The following is an 18,347-nucleotide window of genomic DNA, read 5'->3' on the forward strand; positions in this document are numbered from 1 at the left end:
CCCCCGCCCCTCGGCCCTACACCAGCACCTCCTCGACATCCTCGGCGTCGACCCCACCCGACCACCATGATCGACAGCCGGGCCGGTCAACGCATCGAAACCCCATGTGCGGAAGACAGGGCTAGCTGTCGCCGGTGACCTAGGGTGTCGTGATGACACGGATGGTCTGACGACTCGTGACGACCATCGTCCACTCCCCGGACTCGTAGCAGCCGTGAGGACTGACCGTGGATTACGAGCCTGACCGACGATCGGTGCTACGGACCGCCGCCGCCGGAGCCGGCGGGCTCGGGCTCGCCGCGCTCGGGCTCGGTGGCGGCCTGATGAGCGCCTGTCAGCAGGAGGACGCCCCCCACCCGATACCAACGGAGATCGACTGGCGCACGCTCGACGAACGGCTGACCGGTCCGCTGCTGCGACCGACCGATCCGGACTACGCCGTCGCCAGCATGCTGTTCGACCCGGCTTTCGACGCGGTACGTCCGCAGGCGGTGGTCCGTGCCATGTCCGCGGGGGACGTCACGGCCTGCATCGACTTCGCCCGCTCCACCGGGATACATCTCGTCGCGCGGGCCGGTGGCCACAGCTACGGGGGTTACTCAACGACGACCGGGCTGGTCGTGGACGTGACTGCGATGGCGTCGGTCCGGCCGGGGCCCGACGGCACCGCGCTGATCGGGGCCGGAGCGCTGCTGATCGACGTCTACTCCGCACTCGCCGAGAACGGGCTGGCGCTGCCGGCCGGATCATGCCCGACCGTCGGCATCGCCGGGCTCGCCCTCGGCGGCGGCATCGGAGTGTTGAGCCGGCGCTACGGTCTGACCTGCGATCGGATGGTCTCCGCCGAGGTCGTGCTGGCCTCCGGGGATACTGTGCGCGCCGACGCCGACACCGAGCCGGACCTCTTCTGGTCGCTACGCGGTGCGGGCGGGGGCAACGTCGGCATCGTGACGTCGTTCACCTTCGCCACCCATCGGGCGACACCGTTGGCGCTGTTCACCTACCGCTGGCCCTGGGACGTGGCGGCGGACGTGCTCACCGCGTGGCAGGGCTGGATCGCCGACAGCGGCGGCGCGCCGGAGGACCTGTGGTCGACCTGCGTCGTGACCTCGATGCCGACGACCGGGGCCACCGGCAGCCCAGCCCTGCGGGTGAGCGGCGTGCTCGCGGGCGGCGCCGACGACACGCGGATCACATGGCTGCGGGATCGACTCGCCGACCTCGTCGCCGCCGTCGGCCGGAGGCCCTCGAGCACCTTCGTCGCCCAGCGTGGCCATCTCGAGACGATGTTGCTTGAGGCGGGCTGCGCGGGCAAAAGCGTCGACGCGTGCCACCTGCGCGACCGGACGCCCGGAGGCACCCTGCCACGGGTGGCCCAACGGGCCGCCTCGGCGTTCCTCACCGAACCGATGCCGGCCGGCGGGGTCGAGACGATGCTCGCCGCCCTCGAGCGACGCCAGCGCACACCCGGGGCCGGTCCGGGTGGCGTGATCCTGGATTCCTGGGGCGGCGCGATCAACCGGGTCGGCCCGGGTGACACGGCGTTCGTGCACCGCAACACGCTCGCCAGCGCCCAGTTCGTCGCCGGCTACTCCGTCGACGCATCCCCGGCGGACAAGGAGGCTAACCAGAGCTGGTTGCGATCCACGGTGGCGGCGACGGCGCCGTTCATGTCGTCGTCGGCGTACCAGAACTACATCGACCCGGACCTCACCACCTGGGCCGATGCGTACTACGGGGCGAACCTTCCGCGGTTGCGCCAGGTCAAGCGCGCCTACGACCCGGACAACCTGTTCCGCTTCGCGCAGAGCATCGCGCCGTCCTGACGGTCCTGAGCGGCTCCGGCGGGAGCTTCCCCGGCCAGGCCGGCCATTGCCCCGGACAGCCACCCCGCGCCGGGAATCGAAGTCAACCGACCCGGGGTCGCATGCACTATTAGATCCGTTCACCCATCCGTTGCCTACTGCCCACCTATGGTCAGATCCCTGTCCATCCGCTGTCCCCCGGCCCCGCCACCGCGCAGTTCACTCGCCGCTCCGGCGATTCATCTTGCAGCGACTACTCAAGGTGAGTACACACATGCTGTCGGTAGCGAACCGACGTTGGTGTCCGTCTGGCCGTGTCGACTGGGTTTTCTGTGAGGTCCTCGATGAAAAAAATCTTCTGGCCGTATGGCGTCGGGCTGTTCGCCCTGTTCTTCGCGGTGACAGCACCGGGTAACGCCGCCGATGTGGTGCACAGCGCCGTCGGTGCGCTCGGTGGCGTGGCCGACGGACTGTCCACCTTCGTGTCCCAGGCGGCTACCTGAGCGGAGCAACGGCGCACCCGGAGTGCCCGGAGCAGGAAATCCGGGTCAGGAACGCTGCCTAGCCAGCGGCCTGGTCACGGCCACGGTCCCACTCCAGTCCGAGATGTCGGATTCGACGACCCCCCACCGCGCTCCCTTGGCCGCGATGACCCGGCCGTCGCCGATGTACATCCCGACATGGCCCGGCGCCTCGGCGGTGCCGTCGGTGCCGGGGATGAACAGTAAGTCCCCCGGCTGCGGATCGACGCCCGCGACCTGCGGGCCGAACCGCAGCTGGTCGGTCGTCACGCGGGGGAGCTCGATGCCGATACGGCGATACGCCTCCCGGACCAGCGACGAGCAGTCCCAGGCGTCGGGACCGGTCGCACCCCAGACGTAGGGCTTGCCGATCTGCGACCGCATGAAGGCGACCATCGGGGCGACCGAACCTGCGGGGATGTCGACGCCGAGCTCCAAGGCGTCACCGTACACCTGTGCCTGCGCGAGGATCGTGCGGACGTAGTTACGCGTCTCGGTGTACGGCGGAATACCGGCGAAGGCGAGCACCGCGCCCGCTCCCGCGTTGTACGCGGCCAGCATCTTCTCCTGGGCCGCGCCGGACACGGAGGCGACCGAGGCCGCCACCGCGCAGTCGTACCGGGCCGCCGCGGGGATCGCGTCGGCCGGGTTCCACACATCGCCCTGCCCGTGGGAGGCCCACGTCCCGGGCATGAACTGGGCGATCCCCATCGCGCCCACGGGTGACCGGGCCCGCGGGTTGAAACCCGACTCCTGATGTAACTGGGCGGCCAGCAGGGCGGGAGTCACCTCGGCGCACCCGGCCGCGTTCGCCGCATCAATGATCGTCTGCAGGTACTCGGCCGGGATGCCGTCGGAGTTCCTGATGGTCCGGTTACCCCCGCCCTGATCCTGGATGAAGGGACCGGTGATGATCAGAATGAGGACGGCGACCAGCATGACGATGCCGCCGACGACGAGGGCCATGCCCGCCCCCGTCCAGACCAGCCAGCGGGAACGCTTACGGGTGAAGCCGCGGGCCATCACGCCTCACCGGCCCGGTGCGTCACCGGCGACGCTCGACAGATCCGCACCGGCGACCCGCCACGTCCCGTCGGTCTGGCGCAGGAGGGTGAGCGCGGGGGTGGACAGTGTAACCACCGGGGCGGCGGCGCCCGCCGCCGTCTCGCGGCGCACGTTCAGCTGAAGCACCACCCGACCGGTGGCCGTCGTGTCGATCCCGCCCAGGGGCGTGGTCGCCAGCACGGTCACCCGCGAGTGGGTGCCCGCGGCGCGCACCTCCTGCCACGCCTGACCGTCCCCGCCGGCAGCGGTTCCGGACCCCCCGGCGCCCGCGCCCCCGGCGCCCAGGCTGGCCGCGAAGTCCTCGGTCAGGCAATCGCGGGCCCGCTCGACACCGGCTGCCGGGCCGGGGTCCGTCCGGGCGTCGAAGGACTGCCAGCGTGTGAAGCAGTCGGCGGCTACCGCGGCCGGGTCCTTCCGATCCACCTCGCCGGTGGGTGGCGCGGACACGGTGGCCAGCGGCGGACCCGGCGCCTGACTCGCCCCGGGCGGTGGCCCCGTGGTGGCGGACGGGGCGGGAGACGGATCGGCAGTACTACCCGACACGCCGCATCCGGCCACGGTGACCACGGTGAGCAGCAGCCCGACGGCCAGCCAGGGGCGGGGCCTCACCGCGGCCGGCCGGAGCGAGGCGGCACCGGGATGAGAGCGCTCATTCCCGACCGTCCAGCCAGTCCCGTACCCGCCCCCGACGCACCCGCCACTGGTGACCGACCTTGCGAGCCGGGATGGCCCGTTCCGAAAGCAGCTTGAGGACAGTGCTCTCCGATAACCGCAACCAGGCGACCAGTTCGTCAACGGTGAACACTTCGTCGTCGTCGGAGGGTCGGGACGGCACGCCACCGGCCGACGTCGGCGCGAGCGGAGGCGCCGCGGCGGCGGGCGCCGGTGTGCTGCGGGATGCGACGGTCGGTGACATGCCGGTCGAGCGGGCCGAGGCCGTACGGACCCGGCCGGATGCCGCCGGAGCAGACCGGGCCGGGGCCGAGCCGACCGGGGATTTCGCGGGCGTCACCCCCTGCGGTGCGCCGGAGCGCTGGGATGGCCGAGGCGTCGCCATCGAGAAGCCGTCCTGCGCCACCGACGCTCCTTTCCCATCTGCCGCACGCACGGTGCCGTGTCGTCCAGGCCGCCCCCAGCCCGCCACGTCGCGGATCACAGCCAACCGTCCGCCGGTTCGTCCCCTCAATCCGGACGGCACATCTCCGGTTCCGGAAGGTACACCGACCCACCCATGATGGGTAGCTTCGACCAGAGCTTGTCATACTCGAATGACTCGTGTTACATCGATCTGACCGCAGCCGAGCGCAGATAACAGTAAGTAACCTTAACTGGCACTAGCTAACCTTAGAAGGCCGGGAGGTCGACGGCGCGTGAGCGATGTGCCACAGGCACCGTACGGTGAGGAAGGCGACGCGCGGCCCGTTTCGCTCATTGGTGCCCGCATCCCCTCGTCGGTCTCCCCTCCCGACGGTCCGCCCATCCGGAACAATCAGTACATACGAGACGATCAGTATGTACGGGACGAAGCAGCAGGCACCGAAGACGTAGAGTCACCTCCCCGTTCACGATCCGGGCGCCGACGGCATCGACGGCGGGGCGGGACGGGCTCGCCGCAGCCACTCGACGAAGCGTGGCAGAGCGAGGCATTCCACCTCGATGATGCGACATCGGCGGCCCGTTCGGGTGCGGACCGTACAAACACGTCCGACAACACACCGCCATCGGTGCCGGGTGCCAGGACCGTGGCACCCGGCACCGGGCCGGGCCGGGCGACCACGGGCGCGGACACCAGCTCCCGACGCACCCGCGGCGCCGCTGCCCGGCGCGCCGGCCGCCCGTCGGCGATTCCGCCCCGTAACCAGGCTGATCCCTCCCGCCGTCCAGCCCGGCCGGCAGATCCCCGCGGTTCGACCCCGATCCCCCCGGGCGCGGTGGAATCCTCGCGGGAGGTGGACACCGCTTCGGGTGGCAGCGCGTCAGGCCGAGGCGTCAGCCCGGCCGCGAGTCCTGGTGCCGGTGGCGACCCAACTGCGGTACCACCATACCCGACCGGGCCATTGCCTGCCCCGAACGGGCCACGCGTCCGGCCGCCGCGTGCCTCCGCGCCCCGCCGTCCGCAGCCTCCGCGGCCGACACCGGCTGCGCCAACGGATGCTGCGCCGATCGGCGGCCCGACCGATCCGCCGACGGCACCCGTTCCATCCACCGCGGCCGGCCGGCCAGCCGCGACCGGCCCGATCGAGGTAACCGGCCCCGGGGATGCGCAGGCCCCTCCCACGGACGATCCGGTCCCCTCCGAATCGTCCGTCCCGGGCCACGTCTGCGCAGTGCCGGTCGCACCGCCGGTCGCCCGCTACACGCCGGCCGCGCCGGCCGCGCCAGCCGCGGACACGAAGCAGCCGACGGCTCCAGTGCTCCCCCCCGCGCAACCGCAGCCGCAGCCGGCCCCGGCGTCTCGATCCACCCCCGAGGCCGCGGCGGCAGGCAGCCAGACTGTCTCGCGTCGCCGGCCGTCGTCGGACGGTCGGCTGTGGCCGTGGCAGGAGCCGTGGGCCGGCGTGCGCGATCTCGAGCCATGGGAAGAGATCCCGGTACGGCTCTCTCTGCGCGACCGGGCCCGTATCCCGTTGCCCGGTTCGTGGCGGATCGCGGTGACCTCGCTGTTCCCCTACTCCGGGACCACCACCCTTGCCGGGGTCGTCGGGCTGACCCTCGCCGGGGTGCGGGCGCAGCCGGTCCTCGCGGTCGATCTCTGGCCGGGGGAGTCTCCCGGGGCGGCGCCATCGTCGCCTGTGGGCGCCGGCACCGAGGACGAGGACGAGGACGAGGACGAACCACGCGGTGATCCGCTCGCGATCCGGGTCGGCGCGGCCGGAACGACGACGGTCGCCGACGTCGCCCGCCGGCAAGCCTCCGACAGTACGGTGACCGATCTACCTCTGATGATCAGCGGTCGTCCCGCAGGCAGCACCAGGGACCTCGACGTGCTTCCCGTGCGACGCGGTGTTGGCGGAGGATCCGACCGGCACGACGGCGGCGGTTCCGGCGACGAGGCGGCCGCCGTCGTCCCCGCGGACGACACCGTCGCCCCGACCGGACTGCGGTCCGTGCTCGGCCTGCTCGCGCATTCCTATCCACTGGTGCTGGTCGACGCGCCGGCCAAGGCACCGCTGACGCCTGCGGCGGTCCAGGCCGCGGACCTCATCATCCTCGTCACACTCGCGACCGCCGCCGATCTGGAGGCGACACTCACCGGACTGCGTACGTTGCGGGACGCGGCGGGTGGTGGCTCAGCCAGACACGGCGGGCCGATGATCGTGGCAGCCATGATTGCGCCGCGCCGGGGCCGTCCCTCGCCCCGGACCCGCGCGGCGGCGGCCCGGCTCGGGCGGCAGGTCGACACGCTGATCCGAATCCCGTACGACGCCCGGCTCGACCCCAGCAGGCATACTCCGGTGCGGATTCCTCGACTACGCCGACGTACTCGCCGCGCCTACCTCCAGCTGGCCGCGGCCGCCGTGGAAGCCCTGTTCACTCTCGCAAAAGCCGAGGTCACGGCCGCTGCGGGCGCTGTCGATCAGCCGGGGGCTGCGGCCGGCGGCGCCGTGGAAGCGGTCACCGCCCGTGCAGATTCTGGCGCTTCCGGCGGCCCACGAGCGGCTACCGAGGATCACCCTGCGGCGCAGGGCGTATGATTTGGCGACCTACGGTCACCAACGGCACCCACAAGGATCGCCGGACCGGATCGGCCGGGCGGCCCCCCGCCTGTGGGAAAGGAACCGAGATGATCCTGGACGCCGCCGCCGTCAAGGCGACCGTTGTCCTCGCTGAGGTACAGGTCAAACCGGATGACTCCAAGGCGCCTGGCATCAATGCTCTGAAAGACCTGGTCAACGGCCTGGCGGCCTATGCGGTGATCGCTGCGGTCGCCGCTGTGCTACTGGGTGGTATCGCATGGGCACTCGGCGAGCGGATGGGCCTCGAGCGCGCGTCGATGGTCGGCAAGAGCGGTGTGATCGCGGGCTTCGGTCTCGCATTCCTCGTCGGTGCCGCGGCAGCCTTCGTCAACTTCTTCCTTGCCACCGGTGCAACGGCCACCGCACCCGACCCTAACCCGGCTGGCCAGCGTCAACCCGCCGTCGAGCTCACCGTTGCCGTTGACCCCGGCGTGGTCCATGACCCATCGTCAACGCTCTTCTGACCTGTTCCCCGGATACCAGCGGGCGGACATTGCGATGATGACCGTGCCGTCTTGTGAGGGGAGTGGGCGTTGGTAAGTCTTGTGGAGTGGGCGGCCAGACGCCTGATCATCATCATCGTGACCACTGACACGGTGAGTGTGATCGGCGGATTGGTCATCGGCCGTTACGTGGTTCCAGACAATGGTTCGAATGGCCCGGATACCGCGTCCGTCGCGCCGCAGGCTTCTCCGAGCGCTACCCCGCCCGGAGTGACGCCGACGCTGGTCCCCTCGCCGAAACCGTCCAGCCAACCGGCCAACACCGCCGACCCCACCTCAGTCCCCGGTGTCCCCACCCGGATCAACGAGTTCGGTATCCCGGTCGGCTACCCCCACACCGAAGCCGGCGCCGTCAGCGCCTGCGCCAACTACGTTTCTGCATACGGAAAAACTATCAATCGCGAGCCCACGCGCCTCAAGCAAATTTTTAAATCAATAGCAGACCCCTCGACCGCCAATCGGCTCAGCCAACTTCTTATCGATGTCAATAATAAGACAGCAAAAAATTTCGGGGTTACATCCATAGATTCCCCGAACTTTCAATTGATTTATCGAACCCTCGGATATAAGATTGAAAAATTTAATCCCAACGAGGCAAAAGTATATATCTGGTCCAATGCAAGTGCCGGAATAATTGGTGGATCGCCGAACTACAAGCCTCGCAACTTCTGGGGAACCGACCTCTGTACGGTGAGCTGGAATGGCACAGATTGGAAACTTTCTGACGCCGTCGATGGCCCGGATGGTCCTGATCCCGTTGAGCAGAGGTCCGAGGAATTTCGGAGTTTCCTTCTGATCGGAGCGGTCTCATGACGTCCGGCGGTACAGGCGAAGGCAGTATTATCCTGGCCTTCAACCCCAATCCACTCGGTGCTATCAAGGATGCGATAGCGGGGAGTGCGGATGCGTACTTCAACTCGACGGGCAAGGCCTTCTGCGGCATGGCGGCGGACCTGTCCAGCTCCGTATTCAGCTTCGCGGCGCAGAAGACGACCATCAACCTGAATGCCGACTACGTCGTCCAGAACTACAACATCGCGTTTGGGGTGGCGGTCCTGATCGTCACCGGCCTGTTCATCTGCGCCTGCATCATGGGCGCCGTGCGCGGTGATCCTCACATCTTCGCACGCGCGCTCGCCTCCACCGGCACCGCGATCCTCGGCTCGTTCGTCGCACTCACCCTGCTACAGATGGTGCTCACCGCCTCGGACGGGATCGCCGACGCCTTCGGTGACGGGAAGCCACTCGGCTCGGCCCTGGTAACCCAGCTGCGGGCCCTACCGGAGCAGGGGAACTTCGCACTCGACATCGTGCTGTCGCTGCTGGTGGCGTTGTTCTCGTTTGCGCTCTTCGTGGTGCTGTACATCCGCAAGGTCGCGATCATCGTGATGGCGGTGTTCATCCCGGTGTATCTGGCCGGGCAGCCGACGATGTCCACGAGCGCCTGGATCAAGCGGGCGACCGAGATCCTCTTGGCGCTGATTTTCGCGAAGCCGGTTATTTACGCGATTTTCACACTCGGTGCCGGTGTGGCAAGCGACTCAAGCGGCTCCACAGTCGATCAGACACTGACGATCCTCGGCGGGGCCGTGGTGATGATTGCGGCGGTGTTCGCTCCCTTCGTCCTGCTGCATCTGATGGGATTCGCCGACATCCACCTGATGCGCGCCGTCGGTTCGGCAGGTCGGCGCAGTGCGGCGTCGTTCGGCCAAGGGGCGGGTGCGTTGCTGGGATCGACGTCGCGGGAGACTTTCCGCGGAATCGGCGCACGGCTGCAGACCCGCAACCGCGGCATGCTCGGCGACGTCGGTGGCGTCGGCGCCGAGCCCGCACTGCCCCGGCCAGCCGGGCTACGGACCGGTCGTGGCAGCGGCCTCGGCGCTCCGGCGGGCACGTCATCCCGGACGGGTGCCGCCACGGCCGCGGTGCGCGGCTCGACGGCCGGCCGGCCCCGGGCCGGCGGTGGCAGTACCCGGCAACCGGCAAGAGCCGCCACCCCCACCAGGGCGACGGTCACGGTCGGCAGCAATTCCAGGCCGGTCGGCGCCACGAGGACGATGCGCCCGGGTTCCGTCACGGGCGGGGCACGCGGGACCGGTCAGGGCACGAGGCGGGTACCCGTGCCCCCGCCGGCGTCCCGGCCTCCGAAGATGACGGCGGCGGTACCGCCGTCCCGCACCGGCGGCACGTGAGTAGTTGAGTGGCGAGGTAGCGAGGTAGCGAGGTAGTCGATGATCGCGGAACGCAGTTACCGCTTCGGACCGCTGGAACGCGGCGGAGTCATGCTGGGCATGCGCTGGCCGCAGCTCGGCCTGATGATCGGCGTGATGCTGTGTGTGCTCGGGGCACTTCGCTCTCCGCTCCTGTTCATCCCACTCTGGGTACTGGTGGGAGTAACGCTCCTGTTTGTTGCGTTCGTCCGGGTGGAGGATCGTAATCTCGACCAGTGGGTGCCGATCCTCTTCGGCTTCACGATGCAGAAGGTGACGGGCGAAACGGTGTTCCGTGGCGCGTTCTTCCGGCTGGGCGCCGGGGAGGACCAGCTCAGCCGAACGGTCCTCCCGGGGCCGCTGTCGTCGCTGGTGATGTTGTCCGTACCGGTCGGCGGCGGCCGGTACGTGGCGGTGGTAAAGGATGCCAAGCAGCAGACCTACACCGCCGTCCTGCAGGTGCAGGGTAGCCAGTTCGCCCTGCTGGAGTCCGGTGACCAGCAGGCCAGGGTGGACGCCTGGGGGGAACTGCTGGCCGGGCTGACCGCCGGGGGCGGCAAACTGTCGCGCATCCAGTGGTTGGAACGCACGCTGCCCGACTCCGGCGACCAGCTTCAGCGGCACTGGCGGGTCCGCGGGCATCACGACGACTCCTGGGCCGCCGACGCCTACCAGCAGGTCATCGACGCGGCGGGTCCGGTGGCGCAGCGACACGAGACCTACCTCTCGTTCCAACTTCGGGCCAGGGACGCCCGGCGCGCGATCCAGCGGGCCGGGGGCGGTGACCAGGCGGCCTGCGCCGTCCTGCTCGGCGAACTGCGCACGATGGAGGCGGCTCTCGCCCGTGCGTCCATCAACACGGTCGGATGGCTGCCGCCACGGGCGCTCGCCGCGGTCATCCGCACCACCTACGATCCGTACTCGATCGAGATGATTGACGCGCGGGGTGGTGCGAGTACGGACCTCGCCGGGGGCCTGAAGGGGTTGGCGTCCGGCATCGACCCGGCGGTCGCAGGCCCGGTCCGGGCCGTCACCGCCTGGGACCACTACCGCACCGACTCTGGCTTCCACACGACGTACTGGATCAATGGCTGGCCGCGTGTGCCCTCCCCCGCCGCGTTCCTCGCTCCGCTGCTGATGGAGACGACCTGTCGGCGGACGGTTTCACTGATGGTCGAGCCGCTGCCCGGCCGGAAGGCGGAGAAGGCGGTGAACCGACGGCGGATGGCGCACCTCGGTGAACAGCAGATGCGGGACAAGGTCGGGAAGGTCACCACCCAGCGCGACGTGGCCGAGGCCGACGAGGTCGAACGCCGCGAGCAGGAGCTGATCGCCGGATTCGGCGCCTTCCGCTTCCACGGCTTCGTCACGGTCTCCGCCGACGACCTCGACGGGCTCGCCGACGCCTGCGGTGAGGCCGAAACGCTGGCCTCACGCAGCCGGTTGGAGATGGTGCGTCTCGTCGGCGAGCAGAATCAGGGCTTCAGCGTCGGAGCGCTACCGTTGGCGGTGGGGGTTTCGTGAGCTCAGCACACGACGACGCCTCGGCGCGCGGGTACCCGGTCCCGACCGGCTACCCGACCGGCGGCTATCCGGGTAACAGCAACACGAGCCATGGCCAGCCAGGCAATGGCCAGCCAGGCAATGGCCAGCCAGGCAATGGCCAGCTGAGTAACGGCTATGCGGCCAACGGCCATGCGGTGGGCGGTTACGTGCCGGCCGGCTATCCAGCCGGTGAAGCCGTGGCCGGTCACCCCGAGCGCGCCGACAGCAGCCCCGGCGGCCCCGACGACGAGGGCCCCGACGGCGACTTCGACGACGGCAACTTCGACGACCCGCCCAGCTACGACGAGACCGGTTACGACCCCGACGGCTACGAGGCGGCGGACTACGAGGCCACCTCCCACGACCCGGGACGCGATGCCGAGGGCTATGTGGACCTCGGCGGCGGTCCGCGGCGGCGGCGCGAGGGACGCCTATCCGCGGAGCCTCCCCGGCGCAGCCGGCGCGCGGAACGGGCCGCGGCGGCCACCGAGAAGGCGGCGATGCGCCGGGCCCAGATAGCCCTGCGCCGGGGCGCACAGCCGCCACGGCTGTTCGGGCCGTTCGGCGGGCGAACGTTCCACAAGCTGCGGCTTCCCGCGCACATGGAGACGACGGCGCAGATCGCCGGCATCTACCCGTTCGTCGTCGACTCCGGCCTGGCCGCGCCCGGCATGTACATCGGTCGGCACGTCTGGTCGGGGAACTCGTTCGACTTCGACGTCTTCGAGCTGTACCGCCAGCAGGTCATCGAGAATCCGAACTTCGCCGTGTTCGGCGCGGTCGGCTCCCGCAAGTCGGCGCTGCTGAAGACGCTGATCTCGCGAGGGGCGGCGTTCGGCTACCAGGCCGCCGTACCCTGTGACCCGAAGGGCGAGTACACGCGGCTGGCTCGGCGCCTCGGCTGTGAGCCCACCTACATCGGGCCCGGCATGGCCACCCGGCTGAACCCGCTCGACGCCCCACCCCGTCCGATGGGCATCGCCGACGAGGACTGGGCCCGTGAGGTGAAGCGGGCTCGTTCGGCGCTGCTGTCGTCCCTGATCGAGACGGCGAAGGGGGTGCCGCTCACCCCGGCCGAGCACACCGCGGTCGACCTGGCTCTCGACGTCGTGACCCGGCAGATCACCGGGGCGTCCCCGGACCGGTGGGCAACCCCGATCCTGCCGCACGTGCTGGAGGCGATGACGGATCCAACCGAGGAGGACTGTGTCAACCTCCCGATGACCGCGACCGAGCTGCGCGACGCCTCCCGGGATGCCACGCTGACCCTGCGCCGGCTCACACACGGCGCGCTGGGCGGTCTGTTCGACGGGCCGACCACCTCTCCCCTGGACTTCGACCGTCCGATCGCCGTGCTGAACCTGGAGCGGGTCCAGGGCAGCGATGAGATGATCGCCCTGATCATGACCTGCGCGCAGGCGTGGATGGAAGCGGCACTCATGCGCCAGGACGGCGTGCAGCGCTACGTCGTCTACGACGAGTGCTGGCGGCTGATGCGGTTCGCCGGCCTCGTCCGCCGGCTGTCCGCCCAGCAGAAGCTCGCCCGACAGTGGGGATGCGCGAACGCGATCGTCGCCCACCGCATCTCCGACCTGCTGTCCGCCTCGCCGGACTCGGTGGAGATCGCCAAAGGCCTGCTCGCCGAAACCGCGATCCGGATCCTCTACAAGCAGGCGTCCGATCAGATCGCCGACACGCAGGCCGCGCTCGGGCTCACCGACGTCGCCGCCGACCTGCTCCCCAGGCTCGACCCGGGCTACGCCCTGTGGCTGATCGGCGCCCGCGCCTTCTACGTCGAGCACGTCGTCGGCGACCTGGAGATCCCCGTGGTGCTCAACGGCTCGAAGATGCACGGCGAGGTCGACGACACCAACCTGACCCCCGACGATCTGGATCCGGCCGAGCTGGACCCGCCGGATCTCGGTCCCGGCAGGCTGCGCCGGATGGCCGACGAACTCCTCGGCGACCGGGAGCTCGCCGACCGGGAGCTCGCCGGCGGGCCGGCCGTCCCACGGGCCGCCGACCTCACGGGCGGGTTCGGCTACCCGCCCGTGGAGCCCAGTCCCAGCTCCACCGGCTGACGATCCCCGGGGACGACGATCCCCAGGGACGATCCCCGGGGATCTCGCCGCGCCGGCAGGGCGGCCCCGCGTCAGCGTTGGAAGGTCACCCGCAGCACGGCCCGGGCGAGAGTGTGGAAGGTGAGGTTGAAGCCAACGACGGCCGGTGAGACCTCGTCGTTGATCTCTAGTTTCGGCACGTCGACCGCGTGGACGGTGAAGATGTACCGGTGCGGTACGTCGCCCTGCGGCGGCGCGGCCCCGCCATACGCCTTGGAGCCCCAGTCGCTGCGCACGTGATACGCGCCGGCGGGCAGGCCGGTGAAGTCTCCGCTGCCCGCGCCGCGAGGAAGTTCGGTCGCCGCCGCGGGGATGTCCACCAGGACCCAGTGCCAGAATCCGCTGCCGGTGGGCGCGTCCGGGTCGTAGCAGGTGACGACGAAGCTCCTGGTCTCGGCGGGCTGACCGGACCAGGCCAGCTGTGGGGAGATGTCGGCGCCCCCGGCGCTGGTGTGCACCTGATCGGACGGAACGACTCCACCGTCGACGAGGTCCGTACTGGTCACGGTGAACAGCGGTTTGGCGGGCAGCACGTCGAACGGGTCGGGGGGTGTACCGCGGTCGAGCAGGGACATCTACCATTCCTTCCGTTACGCCATTCGATGACATTCCCGAGACGGAACCGTCGCTTGCCGGCTCTACGCTTCTCCGCGATGAAACCTCATCCCGAAGGTGCGCCGGGCCGTCGGCATGCGGTTCCAGACAACCTGGTGAGGTCCCGGTGAGACTGGTCACCGCCATCCTGCGTCCACATCGCATCGATGACGTACGCACCGCCCTTGAGACCTTCGGTATTCAGGGTATGACGGTCAGCCAGGTGACCGGATTCGGCATCGAACTGTGGCGTACCCAGACGTATCGCGGGCAGACCTTCCACGATGAGTCGGTGAGCGCCGTGCGGGTCGAGTGCGTCGTCGCGGACTGCGACGTCGAGGACGTCATCGAGGTGATCCTGAGATCGGGCGGATCGGCGGCCAGCGGAGCCGGCAAGATCTGGGTCCTTCCCGTCGACGCCATCGCCCGCGTCCGCACGGGGGAACGCGGGCCGGACGCCTTGTGAGTCCGGACGCCTTGCGAGTCCGGCGGCGGTCACCCGGCTGCGGTGACGGTGACCAGCAGACTGCACCGACCGTGACCAGCTCGATTGCCGCGATCGCTCGATGGTCCCCAAGGCCACGGCACCACCCATCAATAGTGAGACGATCGTCATACAAACGATGCTTTCGGTGTGCGACCAGCGACTGTTCCCACCTTTGGGTGACGAGGAGAGGCGACAATGACCCGTTGACCCGATACGGTTGACGGGTCCCGGCGGGCGTCTCGCCGACTCCCCCCGTATCGGTGCGGAGCCCGCCGGGACCTGTCCTCGCGACTTGGCCCGCATCACAGGTGACCGTTCGCGCGGCCACGATGACCATCGGGGTATCCCGATCGGCCTCGGTCGTCTCGATCAGCCTCGGTCGTCTCGATCAGCCTCGGTCGTCTCGATCAGCCTCGGTCAGTCCCGGGGTCTGACGTTGATGGGCGACCGAGTGACGCCCGCCGCTGCGGCGTGGCCGTACCGCGAAGGTCTCAGCCTCGTCGGTGACCGGGGCACTCCCGCCGAATCCAGCGGAGCCCTCCCGCACGGTACCGTTCCCGGCCCGCTTCCTACGGCGGGCCCGGAGAAATTCGAAAGCAATGGGAAGCACCGAGACGACGACAATCAGAATCAACATCGGCTCAATGTTGTTCCGTACAAAGTCTATCTTGCCGAGGTAGAAACCCAGAACCGTGATGCCGCAACCCCAGACCACCCCGCCCACGATGTTGTAGGTGATGAAGAGGCGGTAGTTCATCCGGCTCACGCCGGCGATAACCGGAGTGAAGGTGCGGACCACGGGAACAAACCGCGCCAGGATGATGGACCGCGGCCCGTACTTCTCGAAGAACTCGTGTGCCTGCTCGACGTACTCCTGTTTGAACAGCCGCGAGTCGGGGCGTCGGAACAACGCCGGACCAACTCTTCGACCAATTAGGTAGCCGACCTGGTCGCCAGCCACCGCGGCGAGCCCGATCAGGACAGCCGCCACCGGAAGCGGGGTGGAAAGCTCGTCGCGGGCGATCAGCATACCCACGGTGAACAGCACGGAGTCACCCGGGAGGAAGAACCCGACCAGTAGACCGGACTCCGCGAAGACGATCAGCAGAACGGCGGCCAGGCCCGCTTTGGCCAAGCTGTCCGCGCTGAGGACGCCAGGGCCGAGAGCGAGGGTGTTCGACGCGAATGCATTCACTATCGCGGGCCTCCGACAGGCTTTGACGACGGGTTGGACACGTCCGTGAGACCGCGGCAACCGTCGAGGGACCGCCACCGCACCCGCCCGAGGACACCGTAAGGGTATCGAGCGCTCTCCCGTCTCCCACCGGGCACCCGCAAGAGTGGCTCCCCGGCGTCCCGGGCACGTCCTAGGCATGTCCCGGGCGCGTCCCGGCAGGTTGCGGCATGCCCGGGTGCGCCCGGTACGTCCCTCATAGGTTCCCCACCATAGGTGCCCGATCATGGGTTCCCAAATTGTCCAGTGCAGCGATCCGCCGCCAGTCAAGATCTGGCCGGCCCAGGTGGACCGCCGACGTCGATGGCCGGATGTGCCTCATTAGGCTTAATTCGTGCGTTATCGGCGGCCAAGCCAGGATCAGCGGCCTGTTGTCCCGAGTGATCCGAGTGATCCGCCGGCCTGGCCGGATGCGTTAACGCCACGGCCCCCGCGCTCCCGGCCGATGCGGTCAGCGCGGTCAGCGCGGTCGGGGAGACCGACGCGACCGGCTGCGGGGGCCACCCCTGTCGGGGCGCACCGATGCCCTTCCCGCCCGGTCCGTACCCCGCTGCTCATGGTCCTGCTTCTGCTCGGGCTCCTGCTCGGGCTGCTGCCCCTCGCGGCCTGCGGAAAGCGGGATGGCAACGACGGATCATCCCCCGCAATCAGTGCCGGCGGACCCGATGAGCGAGGTGCATCGTTACCACCGGGAACCCGCGGGGAAATTCTGTCCAGTCAGGTGGTCGCGCCGGCCCCGACCGGCATCCGGGCGTGGCGGGTGATGTACCGATCCCACGCGACGTCGGGCGTCGACATTCCGGTGTCCGGGATAATCCTGGCCCCGGAGGAGAACGTTCCGGTTCCGCCGGGCGGCCGAAGAATCGTCGCGTTCGGGCATGGCACCACGGGCCTCAAGGATTCCTGTGCACCGTCGGCGGCACGACCCGCGCTGATCGCCGCCGCCTCGACTTTTCCGCTCGTCCAGGCCGGTTATGTCGTGGCCCTCACAAACTATCCGGGGCTGGGGAGTCCCGGCGAACACGCGATCTATGTTGCCGAGCCGGAGGGCAGGGCCGTGCTTGACGCGGCGCGCGCCGCCGCCGCCCTCAAGGCAACCGGTGCCGGTCGCGACGTCGTCCTCTGGGGCTATTCGCAGGGCGGCCAGGCGGTGTTGGCCGCCGGAGCGATTGCCGCCGCCTACGCACCCGAGCTACGGATCCGGGGAGTCGTCGCAACCGCTCCCCTGGCCGACCTGCCGGCATCCCTCGCCACCTTGCAGCACAATGCCGACGGGGTCGCCTATGTCCTGCTGGCGATGATCGGGCTGTCCGTCGAGGACCGGACGATCAACCTGGACCGGGTACTCACCCCGACCGGCCGGCGACTGCTGTCGATCGCCCGCGACCGCTGCGCCACCGACCTCATCAGGGCAAGCATCGGTACGTCCGTCAACACCGCCTTTACCGTCAATCCACTGGATCATCAGCCATTCGCAGCCGGATTCGCCCGGCAGCGAGAGGTGGCCCTGCGGAAGATGGCTCCGACCCTCGTTCTCCAGGGCGACCTCGACCTGGTGATCCGACGCCCGGTGACCGACAGCGTGGTCACCGGGCTGTGCCGGAAGGGCACGACCGTGGACTACCGGCGTTACCCCGACGCGGACCACGGCACCGTCCTCGGCGCATCGATGGCCGACCTCACCGCCTGGGTCGCGCAGCGCTTCGCCCCGCACCCGCCGCCGGTCACCGACATCTGCGAGATGCGCGCGGCTCGGTTCGGATAACCCGTCCCCGGCTAAACGGGCCCGTCCCCGGCTCACGGCAGGGCCTGTGGACAACCGTGCGCCCGAGCACACCCTGCCCATCTATGGGGACCGTCAGGTGGCTGATCCGGTAGCTGATGTGGAAAACGTCGCCGCCCGCTGCCCATGGCGACGCACCCACCCTGTGGATAAGTCCGCGGGCGCGGTGCAGAGCCCGCTCGGGTCGCACTGCCCCGAGGCGATAAGCGATGAATCCGCTCACCAGCACCCACGACGGTGACCGACGAAACCGCCGTCGTTCTCCCACCCCGGGCTGTGTGGAGCACCGTCGACCGACCGTCCCTCGACCTTCCACTGACCGTCCCCACCGTGCCCATCAACGGCGAAGGGGCAATCCGGCCACCAGCACCAGGCCAGGTGACCGGCAGAACCGTCAACCATCGTCCGGAGACGGGCAGCGTGGGCACGGGCGGCCAAAGCCGATGGACCCTGCCCGAGCTGGTTGATCGTCAGCTCATATCGCTCTTGCCCGGGTGGGGCATCGTCACCTGAGCACGGCCCCGTACCGCCTGGAGATATCGCCCGCACGCTGCCCATGGGAGGGCAGCCATCGGAGGGCAGCGTGCGGGACCGGTGGAACCCACGAAACCCGCCGACGCCGTGCTCGGCCAACTCGGCGACTGCGGCGGAGATCACGCGAGTGTCGATCGTCGTATCCCGGGGCCGTCCCCGTCGCGGTCGGTCGAGCTCACCGGTCTTCTCCTCCGCCGTCCGCTCAGGCT

At 69.3% G+C, this 18,347-nt stretch carries 15 protein-coding genes; 10 read left to right on the top strand and 5 right to left on the bottom strand.

The annotated features are described in order from the left end of the window. The first annotated feature begins 227 nt into the window (after window positions 1-227). Window positions 228-1,826: an FAD-binding oxidoreductase gene (locus tag AC08OX_RS06395; protein ID WP_476606966.1), complete on the top strand. Its 1,599-nt coding sequence runs from the start codon at window positions 228-230 to the stop codon at window positions 1,824-1,826. Between the two features lie 323 nt (window positions 1,827-2,149). Continuing rightward, window positions 2,150-2,308 (top strand): hypothetical protein, encoded by a 159-nt coding sequence (locus AC08OX_RS06400; RefSeq protein WP_023840589.1) that lies wholly within the window; start codon window positions 2,150-2,152, stop codon window positions 2,306-2,308. Window positions 2,309-2,353: 45 nt separating this feature from the next. Here AC08OX_RS06400 and AC08OX_RS06405 read toward each other — a convergent pair whose 3' ends face one another. Genes AC08OX_RS06405 through AC08OX_RS06415 form a run of 3 tightly spaced genes read right to left on the bottom strand, consistent with a single transcriptional unit; the run spans window position 2,354 to window position 4,469 of the window. After that, window positions 2,354-3,349: a C40 family peptidase gene (locus AC08OX_RS06405; protein ID WP_476606967.1), complete on the bottom strand. Its 996-nt coding sequence runs from the start codon at window positions 3,347-3,349 to the stop codon at window positions 2,354-2,356. Window positions 3,350-3,355: 6 nt separating this feature from the next. Then, a complete protein-coding gene (locus AC08OX_RS06410; protein WP_476606968.1) occupies window positions 3,356-4,000 on the bottom strand; it encodes a hypothetical protein in 645 nt (214 codons plus the stop codon). A 40-nt stretch (window positions 4,001-4,040) separates the two neighbouring features. Further along, window positions 4,041-4,469 (bottom strand): helix-turn-helix domain-containing protein, encoded by a 429-nt coding sequence (locus AC08OX_RS06415; protein WP_476606969.1) that lies wholly within the window; start codon window positions 4,467-4,469, stop codon window positions 4,041-4,043. A gap of 1,480 nt (window positions 4,470-5,949) precedes the next feature. On the opposite strand from AC08OX_RS06415, the gene AC08OX_RS06420 reads away from it, so the two are divergent. The 6 genes from AC08OX_RS06420 to AC08OX_RS06445 all read left to right on the top strand — a co-directional run bounded on the left by AC08OX_RS06420 (window position 5,950) and on the right by AC08OX_RS06445 (window position 13,467). Further along, window positions 5,950-7,086, top strand: a complete 1,137-nt coding sequence (locus AC08OX_RS06420) for a MinD/ParA family ATP-binding protein (RefSeq protein ID WP_476606970.1) — start codon at window positions 5,950-5,952, stop codon at window positions 7,084-7,086. 89 nt (window positions 7,087-7,175) lie between these two features. Beyond that, complete coding sequence (locus AC08OX_RS06425; protein ID WP_011434514.1) at window positions 7,176-7,592, top strand: DUF6112 family protein; 417 nt, start codon at window positions 7,176-7,178, stop codon at window positions 7,590-7,592. 69 nt (window positions 7,593-7,661) lie between these two features. Continuing rightward, window positions 7,662-8,444, top strand: coding sequence for a DUF8175 domain-containg protein (locus AC08OX_RS06430; protein WP_476606971.1), 783 nt, complete (start codon window positions 7,662-7,664; stop codon window positions 8,442-8,444). Further along, complete coding sequence (locus tag AC08OX_RS06435) at window positions 8,441-9,823, top strand: TrbL/VirB6 family protein (RefSeq protein ID WP_476606972.1); 1,383 nt, start codon at window positions 8,441-8,443, stop codon at window positions 9,821-9,823. Before AC08OX_RS06430 ends, AC08OX_RS06435 begins: the two co-directional genes overlap by 4 nt. 39 nt (window positions 9,824-9,862) lie before the next feature. Continuing rightward, window positions 9,863-11,365 (top strand): SCO6880 family protein, encoded by a 1,503-nt coding sequence (locus AC08OX_RS06440; protein ID WP_476606973.1) that lies wholly within the window; start codon window positions 9,863-9,865, stop codon window positions 11,363-11,365. After that, on the top strand, window positions 11,362-13,467 hold the full coding sequence (locus AC08OX_RS06445) for a conjugal transfer protein TraC (RefSeq protein WP_476606974.1): 2,106 nt from the start codon (window positions 11,362-11,364) through the stop codon (window positions 13,465-13,467). Before AC08OX_RS06440 ends, AC08OX_RS06445 begins: the two co-directional genes overlap by 4 nt. Window positions 13,468-13,538: 71 nt before the next feature. Here AC08OX_RS06445 and AC08OX_RS06450 read toward each other — a convergent pair whose 3' ends face one another. After that, the gene (locus AC08OX_RS06450; protein WP_011434509.1) at window positions 13,539-14,081 is read right to left on the bottom strand and encodes a YbhB/YbcL family Raf kinase inhibitor-like protein; all 543 of its coding nucleotides are present in this window, start codon (window positions 14,079-14,081) and stop codon (window positions 13,539-13,541) included. Window positions 14,082-14,227: 146 nt separating this feature from the next. Between AC08OX_RS06450 and AC08OX_RS06455 the strand changes: the two genes are divergently transcribed. Continuing rightward, window positions 14,228-14,566 (top strand): P-II family nitrogen regulator, encoded by a 339-nt coding sequence (locus tag AC08OX_RS06455; protein WP_476606975.1) that lies wholly within the window; start codon window positions 14,228-14,230, stop codon window positions 14,564-14,566. A 409-nt stretch (window positions 14,567-14,975) separates the two neighbouring features. Here AC08OX_RS06455 and AC08OX_RS06460 read toward each other — a convergent pair whose 3' ends face one another. After that, complete coding sequence (locus AC08OX_RS06460; RefSeq protein ID WP_476606976.1) at window positions 14,976-15,782, bottom strand: DedA family protein; 807 nt, start codon at window positions 15,780-15,782, stop codon at window positions 14,976-14,978. A gap of 595 nt (window positions 15,783-16,377) precedes the next feature. Here AC08OX_RS06460 and AC08OX_RS06465 point away from each other — a divergent pair. Further along, window positions 16,378-17,586, top strand: coding sequence for a lipase family protein (locus tag AC08OX_RS06465; protein ID WP_476606977.1), 1,209 nt, complete (start codon window positions 16,378-16,380; stop codon window positions 17,584-17,586). Window positions 17,587-18,347: the final 761 nt, after the last annotated feature.

Source organism: Frankia sp. CoBUL1 (genome assembly GCF_978021245.1).